This window comes from Streptomyces sp. NPDC087859, assembly GCF_044742595.1.
GTDB classification, from domain to species: domain Bacteria; phylum Actinomycetota; class Actinomycetes; order Streptomycetales; family Streptomycetaceae; genus Streptomyces; species Streptomyces canus_F.
This window is the reverse complement of sequence record NZ_JBIUUU010000015.1, coordinates 104,051-122,628: the sequence shown is the minus strand read 5'-3', so window position 1 is coordinate 122,628 and position 18,578 is coordinate 104,051. Positions and strand designations below refer to the sequence as shown.

Sequence of the window (18,578 nt, the reverse complement as noted above, 5' to 3'; positions counted from 1 at the left end):
CGCTCAGCGTCGTTCCGGCTTCGCGCTGCGCGACATCAGCTCCTTGACGGCGACCACCGGGGGCTTGCCCTCGTGCACGATGGCGACGACCGTCTCGGTGATCGGCATGTCGACGCCATGCCTGCGCGCCAGATCCAGCACGGATTCACAGGACTTGACGCCCTCGGCGGTCTGCTTGGTGACCGCGATGGTCTCCTGCAGGGTCATGCCCTTGCCGAGGTTGGTGCCGAAGGTGTGGTTGCGGGACAGCGGCGAGGAGCAGGTCGCCACCAGGTCGCCCAGACCGGCGAGTCCGGAGAACGTCAGCGGGTCGGCGCCCATCGCCAGCCCCAGGCGCATCGTCTCGGCGAGGCCGCGCGTGATGAGCGAGCCCTTGGTGTTGTCGCCGAGCCCCATGCCGTCCGCGATGCCGACGGCGAGCCCGATGACGTTCTTCACGGCGCCGCCCAGCTCGCAACCGATCACGTCCGTCTCGGTGTACGGCCTGAAGTACGGCGTGTGGCAAGCCGACTGGAGCCGCCGGGCCACCGTCTCGTCCGCGCACGCGACCACCGCGGCGGCCGGCATGCGGGCCGCGATCTCGCGGGCGAGGTTGGGTCCGGTGACCACCGCGATGCGGTTCGGGCCCACCTTGGCGACGTCCTCGATGACCTCGCTCATCCGCATGGCGGAGCCGAGTTCGACGCCCTTCATGAGGGAGACGAGGACCGTGTCGGGCGCGAGCAGCGGCACCCACTCGGCGAGGTTGCCGCGCAACGTCTGCGAGGGGACGGCGAGTACGGTGAAGTCGGCGTCGCGCGCGGCCGCCGCGGCGTCCGCCGTCGCCCGTAGATTTTCCGGGAGTTCGACGCCGGGCAGGTAGTCCGGGTTGGTGTGCGTGGAGTTGACCGCTTCCGCGAGTTCGGCGCGGCGGCCCCACAGGGTGACCTCGCAGCCCGCGTCGGCCAGCACCATGCCGAAGGCGGTGCCCCACGATCCGGTGCCGAAGACGGCCGCCTTGACCGGCTTGCTCACGTGCTCTGCCCCTCTTCCTGCTCGACCTTCGGCTGAGTCTGCGCGGAGGTCCTGCGCCGCTGCTCGATCCGCTCCTGGCGCGGGTCGTAAGGTGACTCGGGCGCCCTCTCGCCGCGGATCTCCTCCAGCTGGCGGGTGACCGCGGCCATGATGACCTCGGTCGCCTCCTTGAGGAGTTCCGGGCTCATCTCCTTGTCGTAGAAGCGCGCCAGGTCCACGGGGGGACCCGCGAGGACGTGCGAGGTCTTGCGGGGACGGAGGTTGAGCTTCTTGGCGTACGGCGGCAGCAGTTCGTTGGCGCCCCACTGCGCGACCGGGATCACCGGGCACTTGGTCTGCAGGGCCACGCGCGCCGCGCCGGTCTTGCCGGTCATGGGCCACTGGGCGGGGTCCCGGGTGATGGTGCCCTCGGGATAGAAGGCCACGCACTCACCGCGTTCCACGGCGTCGATCGCGGCCCGGAAGGCGCTCAGCGCGTCGGTTGTCTCGCGATAGACGGGGATCTGTCCGGTGCCGCGCATGAAGGCGCCGATGAATCCCTTCTTGAAAAGACCGCTCTTCGCGAGGAATCGCGGAACGCGGCCGGTGTTGTACTGAAAGTGTGCGTAGGCGAAGGGATCGACGTGCGAATTGTGGTTCACCGCGGTGATAAATCCGCCGTCAGCCGGAATGTTCTCCATTCCGCGCCAGTCCCGCTTGATCAGAACCACCAGAGGCGGTTTGGCGATCACCGCTGCAAGGCGGTACCAGAAGCCGATTCTGCGGCGGGGCACGCGGACACCTTCCTCTAGGGCCTGAGGGCCGGACAAGTGTCGCCCCAGGCCGCCCGTCTGTCGAGAACACCGTACGCCTAGCGGCGTCGGCCGCCAGATGGCCCAGGTGACGGCTGAGTGACAATGCTCGCGACAAGAGAGGGACGGAACGCCCGTGCAGTGGATCTTGGTCATACCCCTGAAGCCCCTGGCGCGCGCCAAGAGCAGGCTCTCGGACACCGCCGCCGACGCGTTGCGTCCGGGCCTGGCCCTCGCCTTCGCCCAGGACACGGTGGCAGCCGCGCTGGCCAGCCCTGCCGTCGGGGATGTGGCGGTCGTCACGGACGACTCCCTGGCGGCGCGGGAGCTGATCGCCCTGGGCGCCCGCATCATCCCGGACGAGCCGCGCGGGGGCCTGAACGCGGCATTGGCGCACGGGGCCGCGACCGTACGTGCCCGGCGCCCCGAAAGCGCCGTGGCAGCCCTGAATGCCGATGTGCCGGCACTGCGCCCCTGGGAATTGGCCCGGGTACTGGATGCGGCCGCCGAATTCCCCCGCGCTTTTCTCCCGGATGCGGCCGCGATCGGCACGACCTTGCTGGCCGCCGCCGAGGGCCAGGAATTGCGACCGGCTTTCGGCACGGATTCCCGGGCCCGGCATAGCGCGTCGGGGGCGGTGGAGCTGTGTCTCGCCGGAGTGGATTCCGTACGACAGGACGTGGACACCGGCGAGGACCTGCGAGCGGCGCTGGCACTGGGGGTGGGCCCAAGGACGGCGGTGGCAACGGCGGGACTATTGATCCGGGGCCAGTAGGAGCGCCCCGAAGGGGCGCGGGGCCGTATCGATGTGCGGCTCCGCCGCGCGGGCGCGACCAGCCACGACGCAACCCGCACCCGACCACCAGCCACTACCCTGACGACCATGCAGGCCACCGCTTACACGTACGACGCCGACACCCGCACCGGCAGCGTGCTGCTGGACGACGGCACCCCCGTCCCCTTCGACGCCCCGGCGTTCGACGCAGGCGGTCTCAGGCTCCTGCGCCCCGGGCAGCGGGTGCGTATCGAACTGGAGGACTCCAAGGTCACCCTCGTGACCCTCCAGACCTTCTGAACCCCCTGAACACGCCGCGGGCCGGACTCCGACACGGAGTCCGGCCCGGCGCGTGAGTACCCTTGCGCCCCTACCGCTTGCGGGCGGTGGTCTTCTTGGCGGTGGTCGTGCGAGCCGTCGACTTCTTGGCGGGGGCCTTCTTGGCCGTCGCCTTCTTCGCCGGGGCCTTCTTGGCCGTCGCCTTCTTGGCGGTGGTCTTCTTCGCGGCGGTGGTCTTGGCGGCGCCCGTGGTCTTCTTGGCCGTCGTCTTCTTCGCCGTGGTCTTCTTCGCGGTCGCCGTGGTCTTCTTGGCGGTCGTCTTCTTCGCCGTGGTCTTCTTCGCGGCGGCCGTCGCCTTCTTCGCCGGGGCGGCCTTCTTCGCGGCGGCCTTCTTGACCGTCGCCGAAGACCCGCCGGTCAGGCTGCCCTTGGGCGCCTTCTTGACCGCGACGTCGTTCTTCGGGAGCTTCTTCGTGCCGCTCACCAGGTCCTTGAAGCCCTGGCCGGCACGGAAGCGCGGAACGGAGGTCTTCTTGACCCGAACCCGCTCGCCCGTCTGGGGATTGCGGGCGTAACGAGCCGGACGGTCGACCTTCTCGAACGAACCGAAGCCGGTGACCGAGACCCGGTCCCCCGCCACGGTCGCGCGGACGATGGCGTCCAGGACCGCGTCGACCGCGTCGGCGGCCTGCTGACGGCCACCGACCTTGTCGGCAATCGCTTCTACGAGCTGCGCCTTGTTCACGTCTTCCCCTTCGGAGACATTGCCCGAACGAAACGTTCAGGCTTTTTCGCACGTTAGGCAGATATATACCGCAAATCAAACACGAAACGGGCTTATCACCCTTGTGCCGCAACGGGTTCGGCTGTCTCGGACTTGTTCAGCGTTCCTCTTCGGGGAATCGACCCGCGTCGAGGTCCGCCGTGAAGGCCTCCAGACGCCTTGCCGCATCGGCGAGATCGTGCTTGGCCGCGGCCGTAATGACCAGCAGCTTCCGGGTCAGCGCCATCCGTACGCCCTCCGGGACTTGCAGTGCGCGCACTCTTGTGTGCGCTTCCTTGAGTTGGTCCGCGACTGCCGCATAGAGCTTGAGTTGGCCGTCGTGTTCCATGCACAGATTGTGCCATCTGGGGCGAGTTGTCGCCTGCTCAGGGTGCAACTGCCGCCTCAAACGGCCTTCCGGGCGCTTGCGGAAGCCGCGGCTGTACAACTCGCGTACCCCGGCAACACCCCTCCTAACGTGGGAAGTTGAGGACGGTCACGAGCGCGGGCAGGGCCGTTCGGGTGCAGACGCAGCCGTACCCCCGATCGGGCTGATCGGGGGTACGGCGGGGGTATTGCGGTGGCCGAAAGTCGACCTGTTGGACGCCTCGGGATCAGACCTCGATCGTCCGCGGCTTGTACGAGGGCCGCTTGGCCTCGTAGGTGGCGATGTCTTCCTCGTTCTGGAGGGTGATGGAGATGTCGTCCAGCCCGTTCAGCAGCCGCCAGCGGGAGTTCTCGTCCAGCTCGAAGCTCGCGGTGATGCCCTCGGCGCGCACCTCGCGGGCCTCCAGGTCGACCGTGACCTCGGCCTGCGGGTCCTTCTCGGTGAGCTCCTGGAGCGCGTCCACGATCTTCTGGTCCAGAACCACCGTGAGCAGGCCGTTCTTGAGCGAGTTGCCGCGGAAGATGTCGGCGAACCGGGAGGAGATGACGGCCTTGAAGCCGTAGTTCTGCAGTGCCCACACGGCGTGCTCACGGGAGGAGCCGGTGCCGAAGTCGGGGCCGGCGACCAGGACGGTCGCACCCTCGCGCTCAGGCTGGTTGAGGATGAATTTCCCGTCCTTGCGCCAGGCCTCGAACAGACCGTCCTCGAACCCGTCCCTGGTCACCTTCTTGAGCCAGTGAGCAGGGATGATCTGGTCGGTGTCGACGTTGGAGCGGCGCAGCGGGACGGCCCGGCCGGTGTGCGTGGTGAATGCTTCCATGACTCTCAGACTCCAGCGGGCACAGGGGCGTCGGACAGGTCGGCGGGCGAGGCCAGGTGGCCCAGCACGGCGGTCGCGGCGGCGACCTGCGGCGAGACCAGGTGCGTACGGCCGCCCTTGCCCTGCCTGCCCTCGAAGTTGCGGTTGGAGGTGGACGCGGAGCGCTCACCGGGGGCCAGCTGGTCCGGGTTCATGCCCAGACACATCGAGCAGCCCGCGTGCCGCCATTCGGCGCCGGCGTCCTTGAAGACGACGTCCAGGCCCTCGGAGACGGCCTGCAGACCGACCCGCGCGGAGCCGGGGACGACCAGCATCCGTACGCCGTCGGCGACTTTGCGGCCCTTGACGAGCTCGGCGGCGGCGCGCAGGTCCTCGATACGGCCGTTGGTGCACGAACCTACGAAGACGGTGTCCACCTTGATGGAGCGCAGCGGCTGTCCGGCCTCCAACCCCATGTATTCCAGGGCCTTTTCGGCGGCGTGGCGCTCCGAAGCGTCTTCGTACGAAGCGGGATCGGGGACGTTCGCCGAAAGCGGCGCACCCTGGCCGGGGTTGGTGCCCCAGGTGACGAACGGCGACAGCTCGTCGGCCTTGATGACGACCTCGGCGTCGAACTCCGCGTCCTCGTCCGACTTCAGCGTCTTCCAGTACGCGACGGCCGCGTCCCAGTCCTTGCCCTTGGGGGCGTGCACACGGCCCTCGAGGTAGTCGAAGGTGGTCTGGTCGGGGGCGATCATGCCCGCGCGGGCGCCGGCCTCGATCGACATGTTGCAGATGGTCATCCGGGCCTCCATCGAGAGCTTCTCGATGGCGGAGCCGCGGTACTCCAGGACGTAGCCCTGGCCGCCGCCGGTGCCGATCCGCGCGATGATCGCCAGGATCAGGTCCTTGGCGGTGACGCCCTCGGGCAGTTCGCCGTCGACCGTGATGGCCATGGTCTTCGGACGGACCAGCGGCAGCGTCTGGGTGGCCAGCACATGCTCCACCTGGGAGGTGCCGATGCCGAACGCCAGACCGCCGAAGGCGCCGTGCGTGGAGGTGTGGGAGTCGCCGCAGACGACCGTCATGCCGGGCTGGGTCAGACCCAGCTGCGGGCCCACCACGTGGACGACACCCTGCTCGACGTCGCCCAGCGAGTGCAGGCGCACACCGAAGTCGGCGGCGTTCTTGCGCAGCGTCTCCAGCTGGACCCGGGAGACCGGGTCGGCGATGGGCTTGTCGATGTCGAGGGTCGGGGTGTTGTGATCCTCGGTGGCGATGGTCAGGTCGAGCCTGCGCACCGGGCGACCGCTCTTGCGAAGGCCGTCGAAGGCCTGCGGGCTGGTCACTTCGTGCAGCAGGTGCAGATCGATGAAGAGGAGGTCGGGCTCGCCCTCGGCGCGCCGGACGACATGGTCGTCCCAGACCTTCTCCGCGAGTGTCCTACCCATCGCTTTCCCTCCGGCCGGCAAATGGTGCGCCGGCCCAACTAGAGATCTTCAGGAAGCGGCGCCCGCACCCCCTGGTTTCCCGGGCAGCCGCCACCAGGCCCGTTGGTCCGCGGGCCCGCTGTGTATCCAAGGGTTGCGCGTCTCACGAAAAAAGGAACTTGCGTTTCACAGAGTGAGACGTGAGTATCGTTTCATGGACAACAGTAGCGGCGTCGGCGTTCTGGACAAGGCAGCCCTTGTCCTCAGCGCCCTGGAGTCCGGTCCGGCCACCCTCGCAGGTCTTGTGGCGGCCACCGGACTGGCACGACCCACGGCCCACCGGCTGGCCGTGGCCTTGGAACACCACCGTATGGTGGCGCGCGACATGCAGGGTCGTTTCATTCTCGGCCCCCGGCTGGCGGAGCTGGCCGCGGCCGCGGGCGAGGACCGCCTCCTCGCCACCGCGGGCCCGGTGCTCACGCATCTCCGTGACATCACGGGCGAGAGCGCGCAGCTCTACCGCCGCCAGGGCGACATGCGCATCTGCGTCGCCGCGGCCGAGCGGCTGTCCGGACTCCGGGACACCGTCCCGGTCGGCTCGACGCTCACGATGAAGGCCGGCTCCTCGGCCCAGATCCTGATGGCCTGGGAGGAGCCCGAGCGCCTCCACCGCGGCCTGCAGGGCGCCCGTTTCACGGCCACCGCGCTCTCGGGCGTACGACGCCGGGGCTGGGCCCAGTCCATCGGTGAGCGCGAGCCGGGCGTGGCCTCCGTCTCCGCGCCCGTCCGCGGCCCCTCCAACCGAGTCGTGGCCGCCGTCTCGGTCTCCGGCCCCATCGAGCGCCTGACGCGCCACCCGGGCCGTATGCACGCCCAGGCGGTCATCGACGCCGCCGCCCGCCTCTCCGAGGCCCTGCGCCGCACCGGCTGACGAACCCGGGACATGACAGCGGGGAGGGCCTGCCCCAACGCCGCGGCAGGCCCTCCCCGTCCCCCGATCCCCCCGTCACTTGGCTTCTTCGGCCACCTTCGCCTTCGCCGACCGGTGCGCGAAGCGGTCCTTGCCGGTACGCCCCCGCCGCTCCAGCGGCACCTGACCGTGCGCCGCCGCGAGTCCGAAGGCCGGCATGTCGGCGTAGATCGACTCGTAGGACCCCTCGGGCACGACATAGGTCTCGTGCCACAGCCCGACGTGCTGCCTGGCCTTCCCCGCCTTCTCCTTGCGGTTGATGATCGCCCACGCCCGGCGGTGGAACATGTCCGGTGCCTGCGCGTAGGCGTAGAGCTTCTCCTTGGACTCCCAGTACTGGACGACGTAGTACGTCCGCGGGCCGGCCGTCAGCAGGACATGGCCGAGCAGTCCCCGCTCCGGCGCCCTCCCCAGCTCGCGCAGCATCCTCGGCATGGCCAGGAGCACCGGGAACCAGTGGTGCACGGCCCAGAAGTGGTTGATGCGCATGCCGATCAGCAGGACGACCACATCGCCCTCGGCGTCGGCGGTGGTGCGGCCCGGTATGGGCTTGGCGAACATGACGAGCCCCCGTTTCCCCTGTCGGATAGCGGCACTATCCTTCTGAGTGATGCTTGGATAGTGGCACTACCCAATGAAGGGCGCAAGACATGCGGCTGGCCGAACTGAGCGAGCGCAGTGGGGTGTCCACGGCGACGATCAAGTACTACCTGCGCGAAGGGCTGTTGGCCCCCGGCCGCCAGATCAACACGACGACGGCCGAGTACGACGAGGAGCACCTGCGCCGGCTGAGGCTGATCCGCGCGATGATCCAGGTCGGCCGGGTGCCGGTGGCGACGGTCCGGGAGGTGCTGGGGCATGTCGACGACGATTCACTGCCCCGCGCGATGCGTCTGGGCGCGGCGGTGTGGGCCATGCCGCAGGTGCCGGAGCCGGACGCGGACGACGAGTTCGTACGGGGGGCGCGGGCATCGATGGAGGAGCTGCTCCACACGCTGGGGTGGTCCAACGCCCAGGCCCTGACGACGATCTCGCCCTCGTTCCGCTCCCTCGTGGTGGCGACGGCCGCACTGCGCCGCCTGGGCTACGACTGGGATCCCGAAACCCTCGTGCCCTATGCCCGGCTCATGCGCCAAGTGGCCGAGCTGGACATGGAGTTCATGGAGTCGCATGTCTCGGAGGCCGAGAAGGCGGAGGTCGCGGTGCTGGGTGTGGTGCTCGTCGAGCCGATGCTCCGGGCGCTGCACCGGCTGGCACAGGAGGAGGAGTCGACGCGGAGGTACGGCTACGAGTAGGCCGCCGGGAACGGCGAAGGCCCCCCACCGAAGTGGAGGGCCTTCCCTGTACGTACCCCCGACCGGATTCGAACCGGCGCTACCGCCTTGAGAGGGCGGCGTGCTAGGCCGCTACACAACGGGGGCCCTAGCGATCCTGCGTTTCCGCAGTTCCGAGCTGGTCTACCTGGACTCGAACCAAGAATGACGGTACCAGAAACCGTAGTGTTGCCAATTACACCATAGACCAATAAGGTTTAAAGCTTTTCGTACCCCCGACCGGATTCGAACCGGCGCTACCGCCTTGAGAGGGCGGCGTGCTAGGCCGCTACACAACGGGGGCCCTAGCGATCCTGCATCGAGATCGGCGGGAGCTACCCTGACCATCCTCGCGGGAAGGATCTGTACCCCCGACCGGATTCGAACCGGCGCTACTGCCTTGAGAGGGCAGCGTGCTAGGCCGCTACACAACGGGGGCTTTGCGGAATCGATCTCCGCTTGCAGATGAGCTCTGCGAGCTGGCCTACCTGGACTCGAACCAAGACTAACTGAACCAGAATCAGTCGTGCTGCCAATTACACCATAGGCCACTGGAACGCAAGCCCCGAAGGGGATCTTGTTCTAGTTTGCTCCGTCGGTCCCGGCCTTTCGGCCCGCTCTCCGGCGGCGCAGGAAGAACATTACCCGAAGGTGGACGGGGCTCCAAAACGGGTATCCGCGCCGAGGAGGGCGGGGAGTTCGGCGAGGGTGGCGATCCGGTGGGGGCCGACGGGTGCCGTCCCGGTCGCGTACACACCGTCGCGGTCGATCCAGAAGGAACGCAGGCCTGCCTCGGCGGCACCGCGTCCGTCGATCTCCGGATGGTCGCCGACGTACGCCACCTCCTCCGGGGCGAGTTCCAGGGCCTCGCAGGCCGCGTGGAAGGCACCGGCCTGCGGCTTGGAGATGCCGAGTTCGGCGGCGCAGAGGACGGCCTCGAAGCGGTCGTACACGCCGAGGGCACGCAGTTTGCGGTCCTGGACGTGGATGCTGGAGTTGGAGAGCACCGCGTGCCGGTGGCTGTCGGCCAGGGCGTCCAGGACGGGCAGGACGTCCGGGAAGAGGGCCCAGACCGTCTCGTAGTGGGCGATGTACCGCTGGAACCAGGCGTCGGCCTCCGCGTCGCTCAGCTCCGCGCCGAGGAACGCCCGCACCCGGTCCCGGCGCTGGCCCTGGAAGTCGACCTCCCCCGCCGAGAACCGCGCCCACTGGACGTCCGTGATCTCCCGCCAGCTCACGATGGCCTGCTCGGCGCTCTCGTACGCCTCCAGCAGCCCCTCGGCCGCGAGGTGCAGACGCATGCCGGCGCGGTCGGCACCGGTGTAGTCGAAGAGGGTGTCGTCCACGTCCCAGACCACGGCACGAATGCTCATGATCCGACCGTAACCCGGGAGTTGCCGCCCTGTCCGGGGGTACCGCGAAGGGGCGGCACCCGGTGACCCGGTGCCGCCCCTCACGTGCGCGTGCGTCACGCCGTCAGCTTCACCAGGGCCGCGTCGATGCGGGCCAGGGTCGTCTCCTTGCCCAACACTTCCAGGGACTCGAAGAGGGGCAGACCGACCGTGCGGCCGGTGACGGCGACCCGGACCGGGGCCTGGGCCTTGCCGAGCTTGAGGCCGTGGGCCTCGCCCGCCGCCAGGACGGCCTCCTTGAGGGACTCCGCGGAGGTCCAGTCCGCCGACTCCAGCTTCTCGCGGGCCGTGCGGAGCAGGGCGTCGGAGCCGTCCTTCATCGCCTTGGTCCAGGACGCCTCGTCGAAGACCGGCTCCGCCAGGAACAGGAAGTCGACGTTGTCCGTGATCTCCGACAGGACCTTCAGACGGGTCTGCGCGTGCGGGGCGATCGCGTGCCACTTCGACTCGTCGAAGTCCTCCGGCGCCCAGGGGGCGAACGGGGCCCGCAGCCAGGGGGCGCAGCGCTCGGTGAAGTCCTTCACGTCCAGCAGGCGGATGTGGTCGCCGTTGATCGACTCGCACTTCTTGAGGTCGAAGCGGGCCGGGTTGGGCTGGACGTCCGCGACGTCGAAGGCCGCGACCATCTCGTCCATCGTGAAGATGTCCTGGTCGGCCGAGAGCGACCAGCCGAGGAGGGAGAGGTAGTTGAGCAGCCCCTCGGGCAGGAAGCCGCGCTCGCGGTACAGGTTGAGCGAGGACTCCGGGTCGCGCTTGGAGAGCTTCTTGTTGCCCTCGCCCATCACGTACGGCAGGTGGCCGAAGGACGGGGTCTGCTTGGCGATGCCCAGCTCGGTCAGCGCCTTGTACAGGGCGATCTGGCGAGGGGTGGAGGAGAGCAGGTCCTCGCCGCGCAGGACGTGGGTGATCTCCATCAGGGCGTCGTCGACGGGGTTCACGAGGGTGTAGAGGGGCGCCCCGTTGGCTCGCACGATCCCGTAGTCCGGCACGTTCTCCGGGGTGAACGTCAGCTCGCCGCGGACCAGGTCCGTGAAGGTGATCGTCTCGTCGGGCATGCGAAAGCGGACGATGGGCGCACGGCCCTGCGCCTTGTACTCCTCGACCTGCGCGGCGGTCAGCTCGCGGCAGTGGCCGTCGTAGCCGGAGGGCCTGCCGGCGGCGCGGGCGGCCTCGCGGCGGGTGTCCAGCTCCTGCTGGGAGCAGTAGCAGTGGTACGCGTGACCGGCGTCCAGGAGCTTGGCCGCGACGTCCTTGTAGAGGTCCATGCGCTGCGACTGGCGGTACGGCGCGTGCGGGCCGCCGATCTCGGGGCCCTCGTCCCAGTCGAAGCCCAGCCAGCGCATCGAGTCGAGCAGCTGCTCATAGGACTCCTCGGAGTCGCGGGCCGCGTCGGTGTCCTCGATGCGGAAGACGAGGGTGCCCTGGTGGTGCTTGGCGAACGCCCAGTTGAACAGGGCGGTGCGGACCAGGCCCACGTGGGGGTTACCGGTGGGCGAGGGGCAGAAACGTACGCGGACGGGTGCGCTAGCCACGCTTGACAACCTTGTTGGTGAGAGTGCCGATGCCTTCGATGGTGACGGCGACCTCGTCGCCGACGGTGAGCGGCCCGACGCCTGCCGGGGTGCCCGTGAGGATCACGTCGCCGGGGAGCAGCGTCATGGCCTCGGAGATGTTGACGATCAGATCCTCGATCGGGTGGATCATCTCGCTGGTGCGGCCGAGCTGTCGCTGCTGGCCGTTGACCGTGAGCTGGATCGTGAGATCGGAGGGGTCGAGGTCCGTCTCCACCCAGGGGCCGAGCGGGCAGGAGGTGTCGAAGCCCTTGGCCCGGGCCCACTGCTTCTCGCGCTTCTGGACGTCGCGGGCGGTGATGTCGTTGGCGCACGTGTAGCCGAGGATGACGTCCTTGACGCGGTCGCGCGGGACCTCGCGGCACATACGGCCGATGACGACGGCCAGCTCGGCCTCGTGGTGGAGGTCCTGGGAGAAGGACGGGTACTGGATCTCGTCGCCGGAGCCGATCACCGAGGTGGACGGCTTGAAGAAGGCGAACGGGGCGTCGGGGACCTCGTTGCCCAGTTCCCGCGCGTGCTCGGCGTAGTTGCGGCCGTAGGCCACCACCTTGTTGGGGAGCACCGGCGGCAGCAGCCGGACCTTGCTCAGCGGGACCTTCGTACCGGAGAGCTCGAAGTCCGCGAACGGGATGCCCTTGATGATGTCGAGGACGAGCTCGTCCGGCTTGTCGCCCTCGACCGCGCCGAAGGCGACGTTCCCGTCGATGGAGAATCTGGCGATGCGCACGGGATCCTTGCGCCCCTCACTTGAGCTGTCTGGAGTCTGACGCTCCAGGCTAACGCGGCAAGGGGCCGGCGCCTCGCGCATTGCGCGGGCGCCCCGACGGTCGTACGAGCATGATCTACTCGGCGGTGGCGGAGACCGGGACGTCCATCAGGATCGTGCGGCGCGGGTTGGCGGTCTGGGCCGGGAGGTCGACGGAGTGCTCCGGGAGCTCCGGGGTCTGCAGGTCGTCGGCGTCCTCGAGGTGCGCCAGCGTCGTGCGCCGCGGGTTGGCTATGTTGCGGAACATCATCGTCGTCTTCACGGTTGTACGAGCCCTTGTCGTCTTCGGGCGCCGGACGGGTCCCAAGGGGCCCCGGGCGGGCGCGAGTTGTCAAAGTGTTACGTCATGTAAAGCGTCAGGCTAAACATGCGATTCCCCTCCGAAGGCGTGAAGACCCCATGATCCGCATGTGAGTTTGCTCACGGGGTGAGACGCAAAGCGGTCAATTCAGGCCCGCAATCCACCCCAACGAAACGGACATTGACCCCCTGAAGGCACCATTCCGCTCCTGATCATGGCGACTGGGACACCCTTGCCCCACAAGGGATCCGTTGGGGTACGTCCACTTTTGAGTGGATCACTTTCTACGTCTCGTAACCCGTCCCTCACGTGCTGTCACGGAAGTCACAGCCTGGCCTACGGCCCTTGTTGGAGATCCTGCACTGTGCTGGAATCTCACGGACCGCCGCAGGAACGAGCCGGCGCACTGGGGGCGCACCACGCGCCGGGTGGCGGCGAGTAAGGGGGAGCCAGCGCCGGTCACTCACGACCATGGGGGGCGTAATTCAGGGCGCCCCCTAGTACGCCGACACCGTGCCCTTCCGTTCACGCGGAGGGGTGCCTGGTCCAGAGGTTGCGACGCTAGTGCAGGGACGTTTCAAGAGGGATGGCAGCGCTTCGGCGGAGCCGGAGCCGCACGGCGGGACTGGCCCGAAAGGCGGCTCCGCGCCCCAGCACGCCCAGAACCCGGGCCAGACGACCGCGTCCGGTGACGGGGGCGAGCGCTCCGGTCGACCCGGCGCGGCGTCCTCCGGACCCGCGAACCCCGCGGCCCCGACGGTGAAGGCGCCCAAGGGCCCGACCGGCCCCGGCTCACGAATAGCGCTGCGCAACTGGCGGATCTCCACCCGCCTGGTGTCGCTGCTCGCGCTGCCCGTGGTCGCGGCCACCTCGCTGGGCGCCCTGCGCATCAGCGACAACATGGACGACATCCAGCAGCTCGAGAACATGAAGCTGCTGACGGACATGACCAAGCAGGCGACCGCGCTGGCCGACGCGCTCCAGAGGGAGCGCGACCTGTCCGCCGGTCCGCTGGCGCACGGCTCCAGCGCGACCGAGTACACGATCAAGGGTCTGCGCGACAAGACCGACCGCGCCCTCGAGGACTTCGTCGACTCCTCGGAGGAGATCGACGCCGAGGGCGGAAGCCTCCAGGGCGTCCGCGACAACGTGGTGCTCCTGGTCAGCAACCTGCGCGGTATCGAGAAGATCCGCAACACCGCCTACGAGCAGAAGGACAACTCCACCCAGACGGTGGAGGCCTACCACCGCCTCGTGACGCAGTTGCTCGACCTCTCGCGCGACATGGCGCAGGCGACCAGCAACCCCGAGATGATCCAGCGCACGCGTGCCCTGGCGGCCTTCTCCGCCGCCAAGGAGTACTCCTCCGTGCAGCGCGCGGTCCTCGCGGCGGCCCTGCCCGCGAACAAGACGACGTTCGGCGACCTCTCCGAGAACGACCGGCTCTACGGCCAGTCGGCTCTCACCAACGAAGAAGCCGACATCAAGAGCTTCCAGGTCATCTACGGCAAGACCAGCGCCGTGGAGCTCATGGAGCCCATCAGCGACAACAACTCCACCATCCAGTCCGCCGACACCTACGCCAGCCGTGCGCTGAACGCCCAGGACGGTCTGGAGAACCTGGACAAGCGGTCCTACCAGGACTGGGTGGACGACAGCTCCTCCAAGATCGACCAGATGGGCAAGATCGAGCACACGCTGCTCGAGGAGATGGAGCAGAAGGCCCGCGAGCTGCGCAACGAGTCGGAGCAGGAAGCGATCATCTCCGGTGCGCTGATCCTGCTCGTGCTCGGCATCTCGCTCGTCGGCGCCTTCGTCGTGGCCCGGTCCATGATCCGCTCGCTGCGCCGGCTGGAGGAGACCGCCACCAAGGTCGCCACGGACCGGCTGCCCGAGCTGGTCAAGCAGCTCTCCGAGTCCGACCCGCAGGACGTCGACACGTCCGTGGAGTCGGTCGGTGTGCACTCCCGGGACGAGATCGGCAAGGTGGCCGCGGCCTTCGACGACGTGCACCGCGAGGCGGTCCGCCTCGCCGCCGAGCAGGCCCTTCTCCGGGGCAACGTCAACGCGATGTTCACCAACCTCTCGCGCCGCTCCCAGGGTCTTATCCAGCGCCAGCTGTCGCTGATCTCCGAGCTCGAGTCCCGTGAGGCCGACCCGGACCAGCTGTCCTCGCTGTTCAAGCTGGACCACCTCGCGACCCGTATGCGCCGTAACGGTGAGAACCTCCTGGTCCTCGCCGGTGAAGAGCCCGGCCGCCGCTGGACCCGCCCGGTCCCGCTGGTCGACGTGCTCCGCGCCGCCGCCTCCGAGGTGGAGCAGTACGAGCGCATCGAGCTGGCCTCGGTGCCGACCACCGAAGTCGCCGGCCGCGTCGTCAACGACCTCGTGCACCTCCTCGCCGAGCTGCTCGAGAACGCGACCTCCTTCTCCTCGCCGCAGACCAAGGTCAAGGTCACCGGTCACGCGCTGCCCGACGGCCGCGTGCTGATCGAGATCCACGACACCGGCATCGGCCTCTCCCCCGAGGACCTCGCGGCGATCAACGAGCGGCTCGCCTCGCCGCCCACCGTGGACGTCTCGGTCTCCCGGCGCATGGGTCTGTTCGTGGTCGGCCGGCTGTCGCAGCGGCACGGCATCCGCATCCAGCTGCGCCCGTCCGACTCCGGTGGTACGACCGCGCTGGTCATGCTGCCCGTCGATGTCGCCCAGGGCGGCAAGAAGCCGCAGCCCAAGCCCGGTCAGGGTGCCGGTGGTGCCCCGTCCGTCGCACAGGCGTCCGCCGGTGTGGCCGCGGCCCGTCGTGGCCCCGGTCAGCAGGGCGGCTCGTTCGGTGCGGGTGCGCCCCTCGGTGCCGGCGCTCAGCCCGGTGGCCTGCTCAACGCCGGTCAGGGGCCGCGGGCCGCACTGCCGGGCACGGGCAACGGCGGTCGTCCGGGTGCGCCGGGTGGCGCGCGCGGACCCCAGGCCCCCTCGGCTCCTCCGCAGGGCCGGCCTTCCCCGGCCGGTGCGGGCGCCGGGTTCGGCGGTCAGGCGCCGGGTGCGCCGCAGGGGCTCCAGGCCGCGGGCACCTCAGCGCCGCAGGACGCCTTCGGTGGCGGCCGCGGTCCCGTACCGCCGCAGCAGTCCGCTCCCGCAGGCAACTCGGGCAACGAGCAGCAGGGCCGTCGCCGTGGGCGTCAGCTCCCGGGCCGTGGCGGTCCGCGGGCCGAGCTGCCCGGCGGCAACCCGCAGCAGCCCCGGACGCCCAGCTGGAGCGACGAGAACGCGCAGCCGCAGATCTCGCACACCTCGCTCGACACCCCGCGCGGCCATGACGAGCAGGACTCCGCGCAGACGTCCCGTATGCCGCGCATCGACGACCGGCAGGGCCCGGGCGCGACCACGGAGATGCCCGCGATCCCCCGGTCCGACAACCGCCAGGGTCCCGGCTCCACCTCCGAGTTCGCCCGCCCGGACTTCGACGCCCCGCAGAACACCGGTCAGTTCGCCCGCTCCGAGTACGACGCCCCGCAGAACACGGGCCAGTTCGCCCGCCCCGGCACCGATGCTCCGCAGAGCGGCACGGGTTCGTTCGTCCGCCCGGACGTCTTCGGCACCGCGGGGCAGAACAGCCCCTCGGCGACGGGCCCGTTCACGGTTCCGCAGGGGTACGACAACGGCTCCACGGGCCAGTTCCCGATGCCGGGCCAGGACAACGGCTCCACCGGCCAGCACGCGCTGCCGGGTCACCAGAACCCGCAGCACACCGGCCAGTTCGAGCGACCGCAGACGAACGGTGGACGTGGTCCGGCCGACTTCGGCGCCCCGCGTCCCCCGGTCCCGCCGCGTCCGCAGCGTCCCGCCCGTCAGGAGCCCGAGGCGCTGCCTCCGGCGACGGGCGCGGGCGACGGACGGACGCCGCTGTACGACACCCTCGAGACCAACTGGTTCCACGGTCAGCAGGCCGGCCAGCAGGATCAGCAGGGCAGCGCTCCGGCTCAGGCCCCGCAGCAGCCGCAGAACTCCGCGGCTCCCCAGTCCCCCGCCTCCGCTCCCCAGCGGACCGCGGCCAATTCCTCCTGGCGCAGCTCGCCGAACGACGATCTCGTCCGGCAGGCCGAGCGGGTCAGGCAGCCGGCCGCGGGCGGGGTCACCACCTCCGGCCTGCCGCGCCGGGTGCCCCGGGCGAACCTCGTCCCGGGCACGGCTCAGCAGCAACAGCACCAATCCGGTCCGGCGGTCTCGCGTGCGCCTGATGACGTACGCGGCCGTCTGACCAATCTCCGTCGGGGTATCGCACAAGGTCGTCAGGCCGGCACCGGCCAGACGGGCAGCTTCCCGAGCCCCACTCACCAGCAGGAGCGTTAGTTGAGCCCGATGAGCCAGGCGGCACAGAACCTGAACTGGTTGATCACCAACTTCGTGGACAACACCCCCGGGGTGTCCCACACCGTCGTCGTGTCCGCCGACGGTCTTCTGCTGGCGATGTCCGAGGGTTTCCCGCGTGACCGTGCCGACCAGCTGGCGGCCGTCGCGTCGGGTCTCACCTCGCTGACAGCCGGGGCCTCCCGGATCTTCGAGGGCGGCAACGTGGCACAGACGGTCGTCGAGATGGAGCGGGGTTTCCTGTTCCTGATGTCCGTCTCGGACGGCTCGTCGCTGGCGGTGCTCGCTCACCCCGAGTGCGACATCGGCCTGGTCGGCTACGAGATGGCCTTGCTCGTCGACCGCGCGGGGGCAGTCCTCACGCCTGATCTCCGCGCCGAACTACAGGGCAGTCTGCTTCACTGACCGGCCCCGGATCCACCCGTCTCACCAAATCACCGTCCGGCCGCCACAATCCCCCCACGGCCATGTCAGACGGCTTGACTGACCGACTTGCTGTCCCGCCCGGAGGATTCATGACCCCGCCCAACGCCTCTCATGATCCGTACGCGGAGCCGTACGAGGATGAGGGCGACCAGCCGCTGGTACGTCCGTACGCGATGACCGGCGGCCGGACCCGGCCGCGCTACCAGCTCGCCATAGAGGCCCTGATCAGCACCACGGCCGACCCGGCGGCACTGATGGGCCTGCTCCCCGAGCACCAGCGCATCTGCCACCTGTGCCGTGAGGTGAAGTCGGTGGCCGAGGTGTCGGCGCTTCTGGCCATGCCGCTCGGTGTGGCCCGCATCCTCGTCGCGGACCTCGCCGAGGCGGGTCTCGTCGCCATCCACCAGCCGGGCGGCGACGAGAGCACCGGCGCTCCGGACGTGACACTGCTCGAAAGGGTGCTCAGTGGACTTCGCAAGCTCTGACGGAGGCCGGGCGACCACCTCCGCGAAGATCGTGGTGGCCGGCGGCTTCGGCGTCGGCAAGACCACGTTCGTGGGCGCCGTCTCCGAGATCAACCCGCTGCGCACCGAGGCCGTCATGACCTCGGCGAGCGCGGGGATCGACGACCTCACGCACACCGGGGGCAAGACGACCACCACGGTCGCCATGGACTTCGGACGCATCACCCTGGACCAGGACCTGATCCTGTACCTGTTCGGTACGCCGGGCCAGGACCGCTTCTGGTTCATGTGGGACGACCTGGTGCGCGGCGCCATCGGCGCGATCGTGCTGGTGGACACCCGCCGTCTCGCCGACTGCTTCCCCGCGGTCGACTACTTCGAGAACAGCGGTCTCCCCTTCGTCGTCGCGCTCAACGGCTTCGAGGGGCACCAGCCCTACGCACCCGAGGAGGTGCGCGAGGCGCTGCAGATCGGTCCGGACACCCCGATCATCACGACGGACGCCCGGCACCGCTCGGATGCGAAGAGTGCCCTGATCACGCTGGTCGAGCATGCTTTGATGGCACGGCTGCGGTAGCACTCAAATCGTCCGTGCCGTACGGAAGTTGTCGTAGACGCCCCGGAGCCGGCTGTGTCCTTTGACACGGTCGGCCCTGGTGTTCATAACGTTTCGGCAGAGGAATCGGGTGGTACGGCCACGCGTCGTTGCCAAGCGGTCTCACTGCGCTCACAAAAGCCCCGTCAT

19 protein-coding genes and 5 tRNA genes are annotated in these 18,578 nt (G+C 69.2%); 8 read left to right on the top strand and 16 right to left on the bottom strand.

From position 1 onward, the window contains the following. Positions 1 to 3: 3 nt before the first annotated feature. A complete protein-coding gene (locus ACIOHP_RS33740; RefSeq protein WP_401893434.1) occupies positions 4 to 1,014 on the bottom strand; it encodes an NAD(P)H-dependent glycerol-3-phosphate dehydrogenase in 1,011 nt (336 codons plus the stop codon). Next, on the bottom strand, positions 1,011 to 1,787 hold the full coding sequence (locus ACIOHP_RS33735; protein WP_361545670.1) for a lysophospholipid acyltransferase family protein: 777 nt from the start codon (positions 1,785 to 1,787) through the stop codon (positions 1,011 to 1,013). Before ACIOHP_RS33735 ends, ACIOHP_RS33740 begins: the two co-directional genes overlap by 4 nt. A 154-nt stretch (positions 1,788 to 1,941) precedes the next feature. On the opposite strand from ACIOHP_RS33735, the gene cofC reads away from it, so the two are divergent. Further along, complete coding sequence (cofC, locus tag ACIOHP_RS33730; RefSeq protein ID WP_401893432.1) at positions 1,942 to 2,580, top strand: 2-phospho-L-lactate guanylyltransferase; 639 nt, start codon at positions 1,942 to 1,944, stop codon at positions 2,578 to 2,580. 108 nt (positions 2,581 to 2,688) lie between these two features. Then, positions 2,689 to 2,880 (top strand): hypothetical protein, encoded by a 192-nt coding sequence (locus ACIOHP_RS33725; RefSeq protein WP_307025440.1) that lies wholly within the window; start codon positions 2,689 to 2,691, stop codon positions 2,878 to 2,880. Between the two features lie 70 nt (positions 2,881 to 2,950). On the opposite strand, the gene ACIOHP_RS33720 is transcribed toward ACIOHP_RS33725, so the two are convergent. From ACIOHP_RS33720 to leuC, 4 genes are all read right to left on the bottom strand, one after another. Beyond that, positions 2,951 to 3,604, bottom strand: coding sequence for an HU family DNA-binding protein (locus tag ACIOHP_RS33720; RefSeq protein WP_351683617.1), 654 nt, complete (start codon positions 3,602 to 3,604; stop codon positions 2,951 to 2,953). Positions 3,605 to 3,740: 136 nt separating this feature from the next. Then, the gene (locus ACIOHP_RS33715; protein WP_046258874.1) at positions 3,741 to 3,971 is read right to left on the bottom strand and encodes a hypothetical protein; all 231 of its coding nucleotides are present in this window, start codon (positions 3,969 to 3,971) and stop codon (positions 3,741 to 3,743) included. 265 nt (positions 3,972 to 4,236) lie between these two features. Beyond that, positions 4,237 to 4,830, bottom strand: coding sequence for a 3-isopropylmalate dehydratase small subunit (gene leuD / locus ACIOHP_RS33710; RefSeq protein WP_361490499.1), 594 nt, complete (start codon positions 4,828 to 4,830; stop codon positions 4,237 to 4,239). A gap of 5 nt (positions 4,831 to 4,835) precedes the next feature. Then, positions 4,836 to 6,260 carry a 3-isopropylmalate dehydratase large subunit gene (leuC, locus tag ACIOHP_RS33705; protein WP_401893429.1) on the bottom strand — a complete coding sequence of 475 codons (1,425 nt, stop codon included), beginning with the start codon at positions 6,258 to 6,260 and terminating at the stop codon, positions 4,836 to 4,838. A 193-nt stretch (positions 6,261 to 6,453) separates the two neighbouring features. Between leuC and ndgR the strand changes: the two genes are divergently transcribed. Next, the gene (gene ndgR / locus ACIOHP_RS33700; protein WP_007384919.1) at positions 6,454 to 7,170 is read left to right on the top strand and encodes an IclR family transcriptional regulator NdgR; all 717 of its coding nucleotides are present in this window, start codon (positions 6,454 to 6,456) and stop codon (positions 7,168 to 7,170) included. A 75-nt stretch (positions 7,171 to 7,245) separates the two neighbouring features. Here the strand turns inward: ndgR and ACIOHP_RS33695 are convergent, their stop codons facing one another. Next, the gene (locus tag ACIOHP_RS33695; RefSeq protein WP_401893427.1) at positions 7,246 to 7,770 is read right to left on the bottom strand and encodes a DUF4188 domain-containing protein; all 525 of its coding nucleotides are present in this window, start codon (positions 7,768 to 7,770) and stop codon (positions 7,246 to 7,248) included. A gap of 89 nt (positions 7,771 to 7,859) precedes the next feature. Between ACIOHP_RS33695 and ACIOHP_RS33690 the strand changes: the two genes are divergently transcribed. Next, positions 7,860 to 8,504, top strand: coding sequence for a MerR family transcriptional regulator (locus ACIOHP_RS33690; protein ID WP_401893425.1), 645 nt, complete (start codon positions 7,860 to 7,862; stop codon positions 8,502 to 8,504). Positions 8,505 to 8,557: 53 nt separating this feature from the next. Here the strand turns inward: ACIOHP_RS33690 and ACIOHP_RS33685 are convergent. The 9 genes from ACIOHP_RS33685 to ACIOHP_RS33645 form a co-directional block, all read right to left on the bottom strand. Continuing rightward, positions 8,558 to 8,630, bottom strand: a tRNA-Glu gene (locus ACIOHP_RS33685). A 31-nt stretch (positions 8,631 to 8,661) separates the two neighbouring features. Continuing rightward, positions 8,662 to 8,733 (bottom strand) — tRNA-Gln (locus ACIOHP_RS33680). A gap of 20 nt (positions 8,734 to 8,753) precedes the next feature. Continuing rightward, positions 8,754 to 8,826, bottom strand: a tRNA-Glu gene (locus ACIOHP_RS33675). A gap of 62 nt (positions 8,827 to 8,888) precedes the next feature. Continuing rightward, positions 8,889 to 8,961: transfer RNA gene (locus ACIOHP_RS33670), tRNA-Glu, on the bottom strand. Positions 8,962 to 9,001: 40 nt separating this feature from the next. Beyond that, a tRNA-Gln gene (locus tag ACIOHP_RS33665) sits at positions 9,002 to 9,073 on the bottom strand. A gap of 90 nt (positions 9,074 to 9,163) precedes the next feature. Further along, positions 9,164 to 9,895, bottom strand: a complete 732-nt coding sequence (locus ACIOHP_RS33660; protein WP_401893424.1) for an HAD family hydrolase — start codon at positions 9,893 to 9,895, stop codon at positions 9,164 to 9,166. 95 nt (positions 9,896 to 9,990) lie between these two features. Continuing rightward, positions 9,991 to 11,475, bottom strand: coding sequence for a glutamate--tRNA ligase (gltX, locus tag ACIOHP_RS33655; protein WP_401893422.1), 1,485 nt, complete (start codon positions 11,473 to 11,475; stop codon positions 9,991 to 9,993). Next, entirely contained in the window at positions 11,459 to 12,235 is a 777-nt protein-coding gene (locus tag ACIOHP_RS33650; RefSeq protein WP_327719591.1) for a fumarylacetoacetate hydrolase family protein, read from the bottom strand. Before ACIOHP_RS33650 ends, gltX begins: the two co-directional genes overlap by 17 nt. Before the next feature lie 115 nt (positions 12,236 to 12,350). Then, the gene (locus ACIOHP_RS33645) at positions 12,351 to 12,536 is read right to left on the bottom strand and encodes a hypothetical protein (RefSeq protein ID WP_046258883.1); all 186 of its coding nucleotides are present in this window, start codon (positions 12,534 to 12,536) and stop codon (positions 12,351 to 12,353) included. A 603-nt stretch (positions 12,537 to 13,139) separates the two neighbouring features. On the opposite strand from ACIOHP_RS33645, the gene ACIOHP_RS33640 reads away from it, so the two are divergent. From ACIOHP_RS33640 to ACIOHP_RS33625, 4 genes are all read left to right on the top strand, one after another. After that, complete coding sequence (locus ACIOHP_RS33640) at positions 13,140 to 16,925, top strand: nitrate- and nitrite sensing domain-containing protein (RefSeq protein ID WP_401893419.1); 3,786 nt, start codon at positions 13,140 to 13,142, stop codon at positions 16,923 to 16,925. Between the two features lie 9 nt (positions 16,926 to 16,934). Further along, positions 16,935 to 17,348 (top strand): roadblock/LC7 domain-containing protein, encoded by a 414-nt coding sequence (locus tag ACIOHP_RS33635; RefSeq protein ID WP_003973453.1) that lies wholly within the window; start codon positions 16,935 to 16,937, stop codon positions 17,346 to 17,348. 110 nt (positions 17,349 to 17,458) lie between these two features. Beyond that, complete coding sequence (locus ACIOHP_RS33630; protein WP_188289079.1) at positions 17,459 to 17,854, top strand: DUF742 domain-containing protein; 396 nt, start codon at positions 17,459 to 17,461, stop codon at positions 17,852 to 17,854. Beyond that, positions 17,835 to 18,410, top strand: coding sequence for an ATP/GTP-binding protein (locus ACIOHP_RS33625; RefSeq protein ID WP_046258886.1), 576 nt, complete (start codon positions 17,835 to 17,837; stop codon positions 18,408 to 18,410). Before ACIOHP_RS33630 ends, ACIOHP_RS33625 begins: the two co-directional genes overlap by 20 nt. The last annotated feature ends 168 nt before the right edge of the window (positions 18,411 to 18,578 follow it).

Bases quoted from the DNA above. Each gene is read 5' to 3' on its own strand.
- ACIOHP_RS33725 (WP_307025440.1), top strand. From the start codon at position 2,689: ATGCAGGCCACCGCTTACACGTACGACGCCGACACCCGCACCGGCAGC.
- ACIOHP_RS33715 (WP_046258874.1), bottom strand. From the start codon at position 3,971: ATGGAACACGACGGCCAACTCAAGCTCTATGCGGCAGTCGCGGACCAA.
- leuD (WP_361490499.1), bottom strand. From the start codon at position 4,830: ATGGAAGCATTCACCACGCACACCGGCCGGGCCGTCCCGCTGCGCCGC.
- leuC (WP_401893429.1), bottom strand. From the start codon at position 6,260: ATGGGTAGGACACTCGCGGAGAAGGTCTGGGACGACCATGTCGTCCGG.
- ndgR (WP_007384919.1), top strand. From the start codon at position 6,454: ATGGACAACAGTAGCGGCGTCGGCGTTCTGGACAAGGCAGCCCTTGTC.
- ACIOHP_RS33695 (WP_401893427.1), bottom strand. From the start codon at position 7,770: ATGTTCGCCAAGCCCATACCGGGCCGCACCACCGCCGACGCCGAGGGC.
- ACIOHP_RS33690 (WP_401893425.1), top strand. From the start codon at position 7,860: ATGCGGCTGGCCGAACTGAGCGAGCGCAGTGGGGTGTCCACGGCGACG.
- ACIOHP_RS33660 (WP_401893424.1), bottom strand. From the start codon at position 9,895: ATGAGCATTCGTGCCGTGGTCTGGGACGTGGACGACACCCTCTTCGAC.
- ACIOHP_RS33635 (WP_003973453.1), top strand. From the start codon at position 16,935: ATGAGCCAGGCGGCACAGAACCTGAACTGGTTGATCACCAACTTCGTG.
- ACIOHP_RS33630 (WP_188289079.1), top strand. From the start codon at position 17,459: ATGACCCCGCCCAACGCCTCTCATGATCCGTACGCGGAGCCGTACGAG.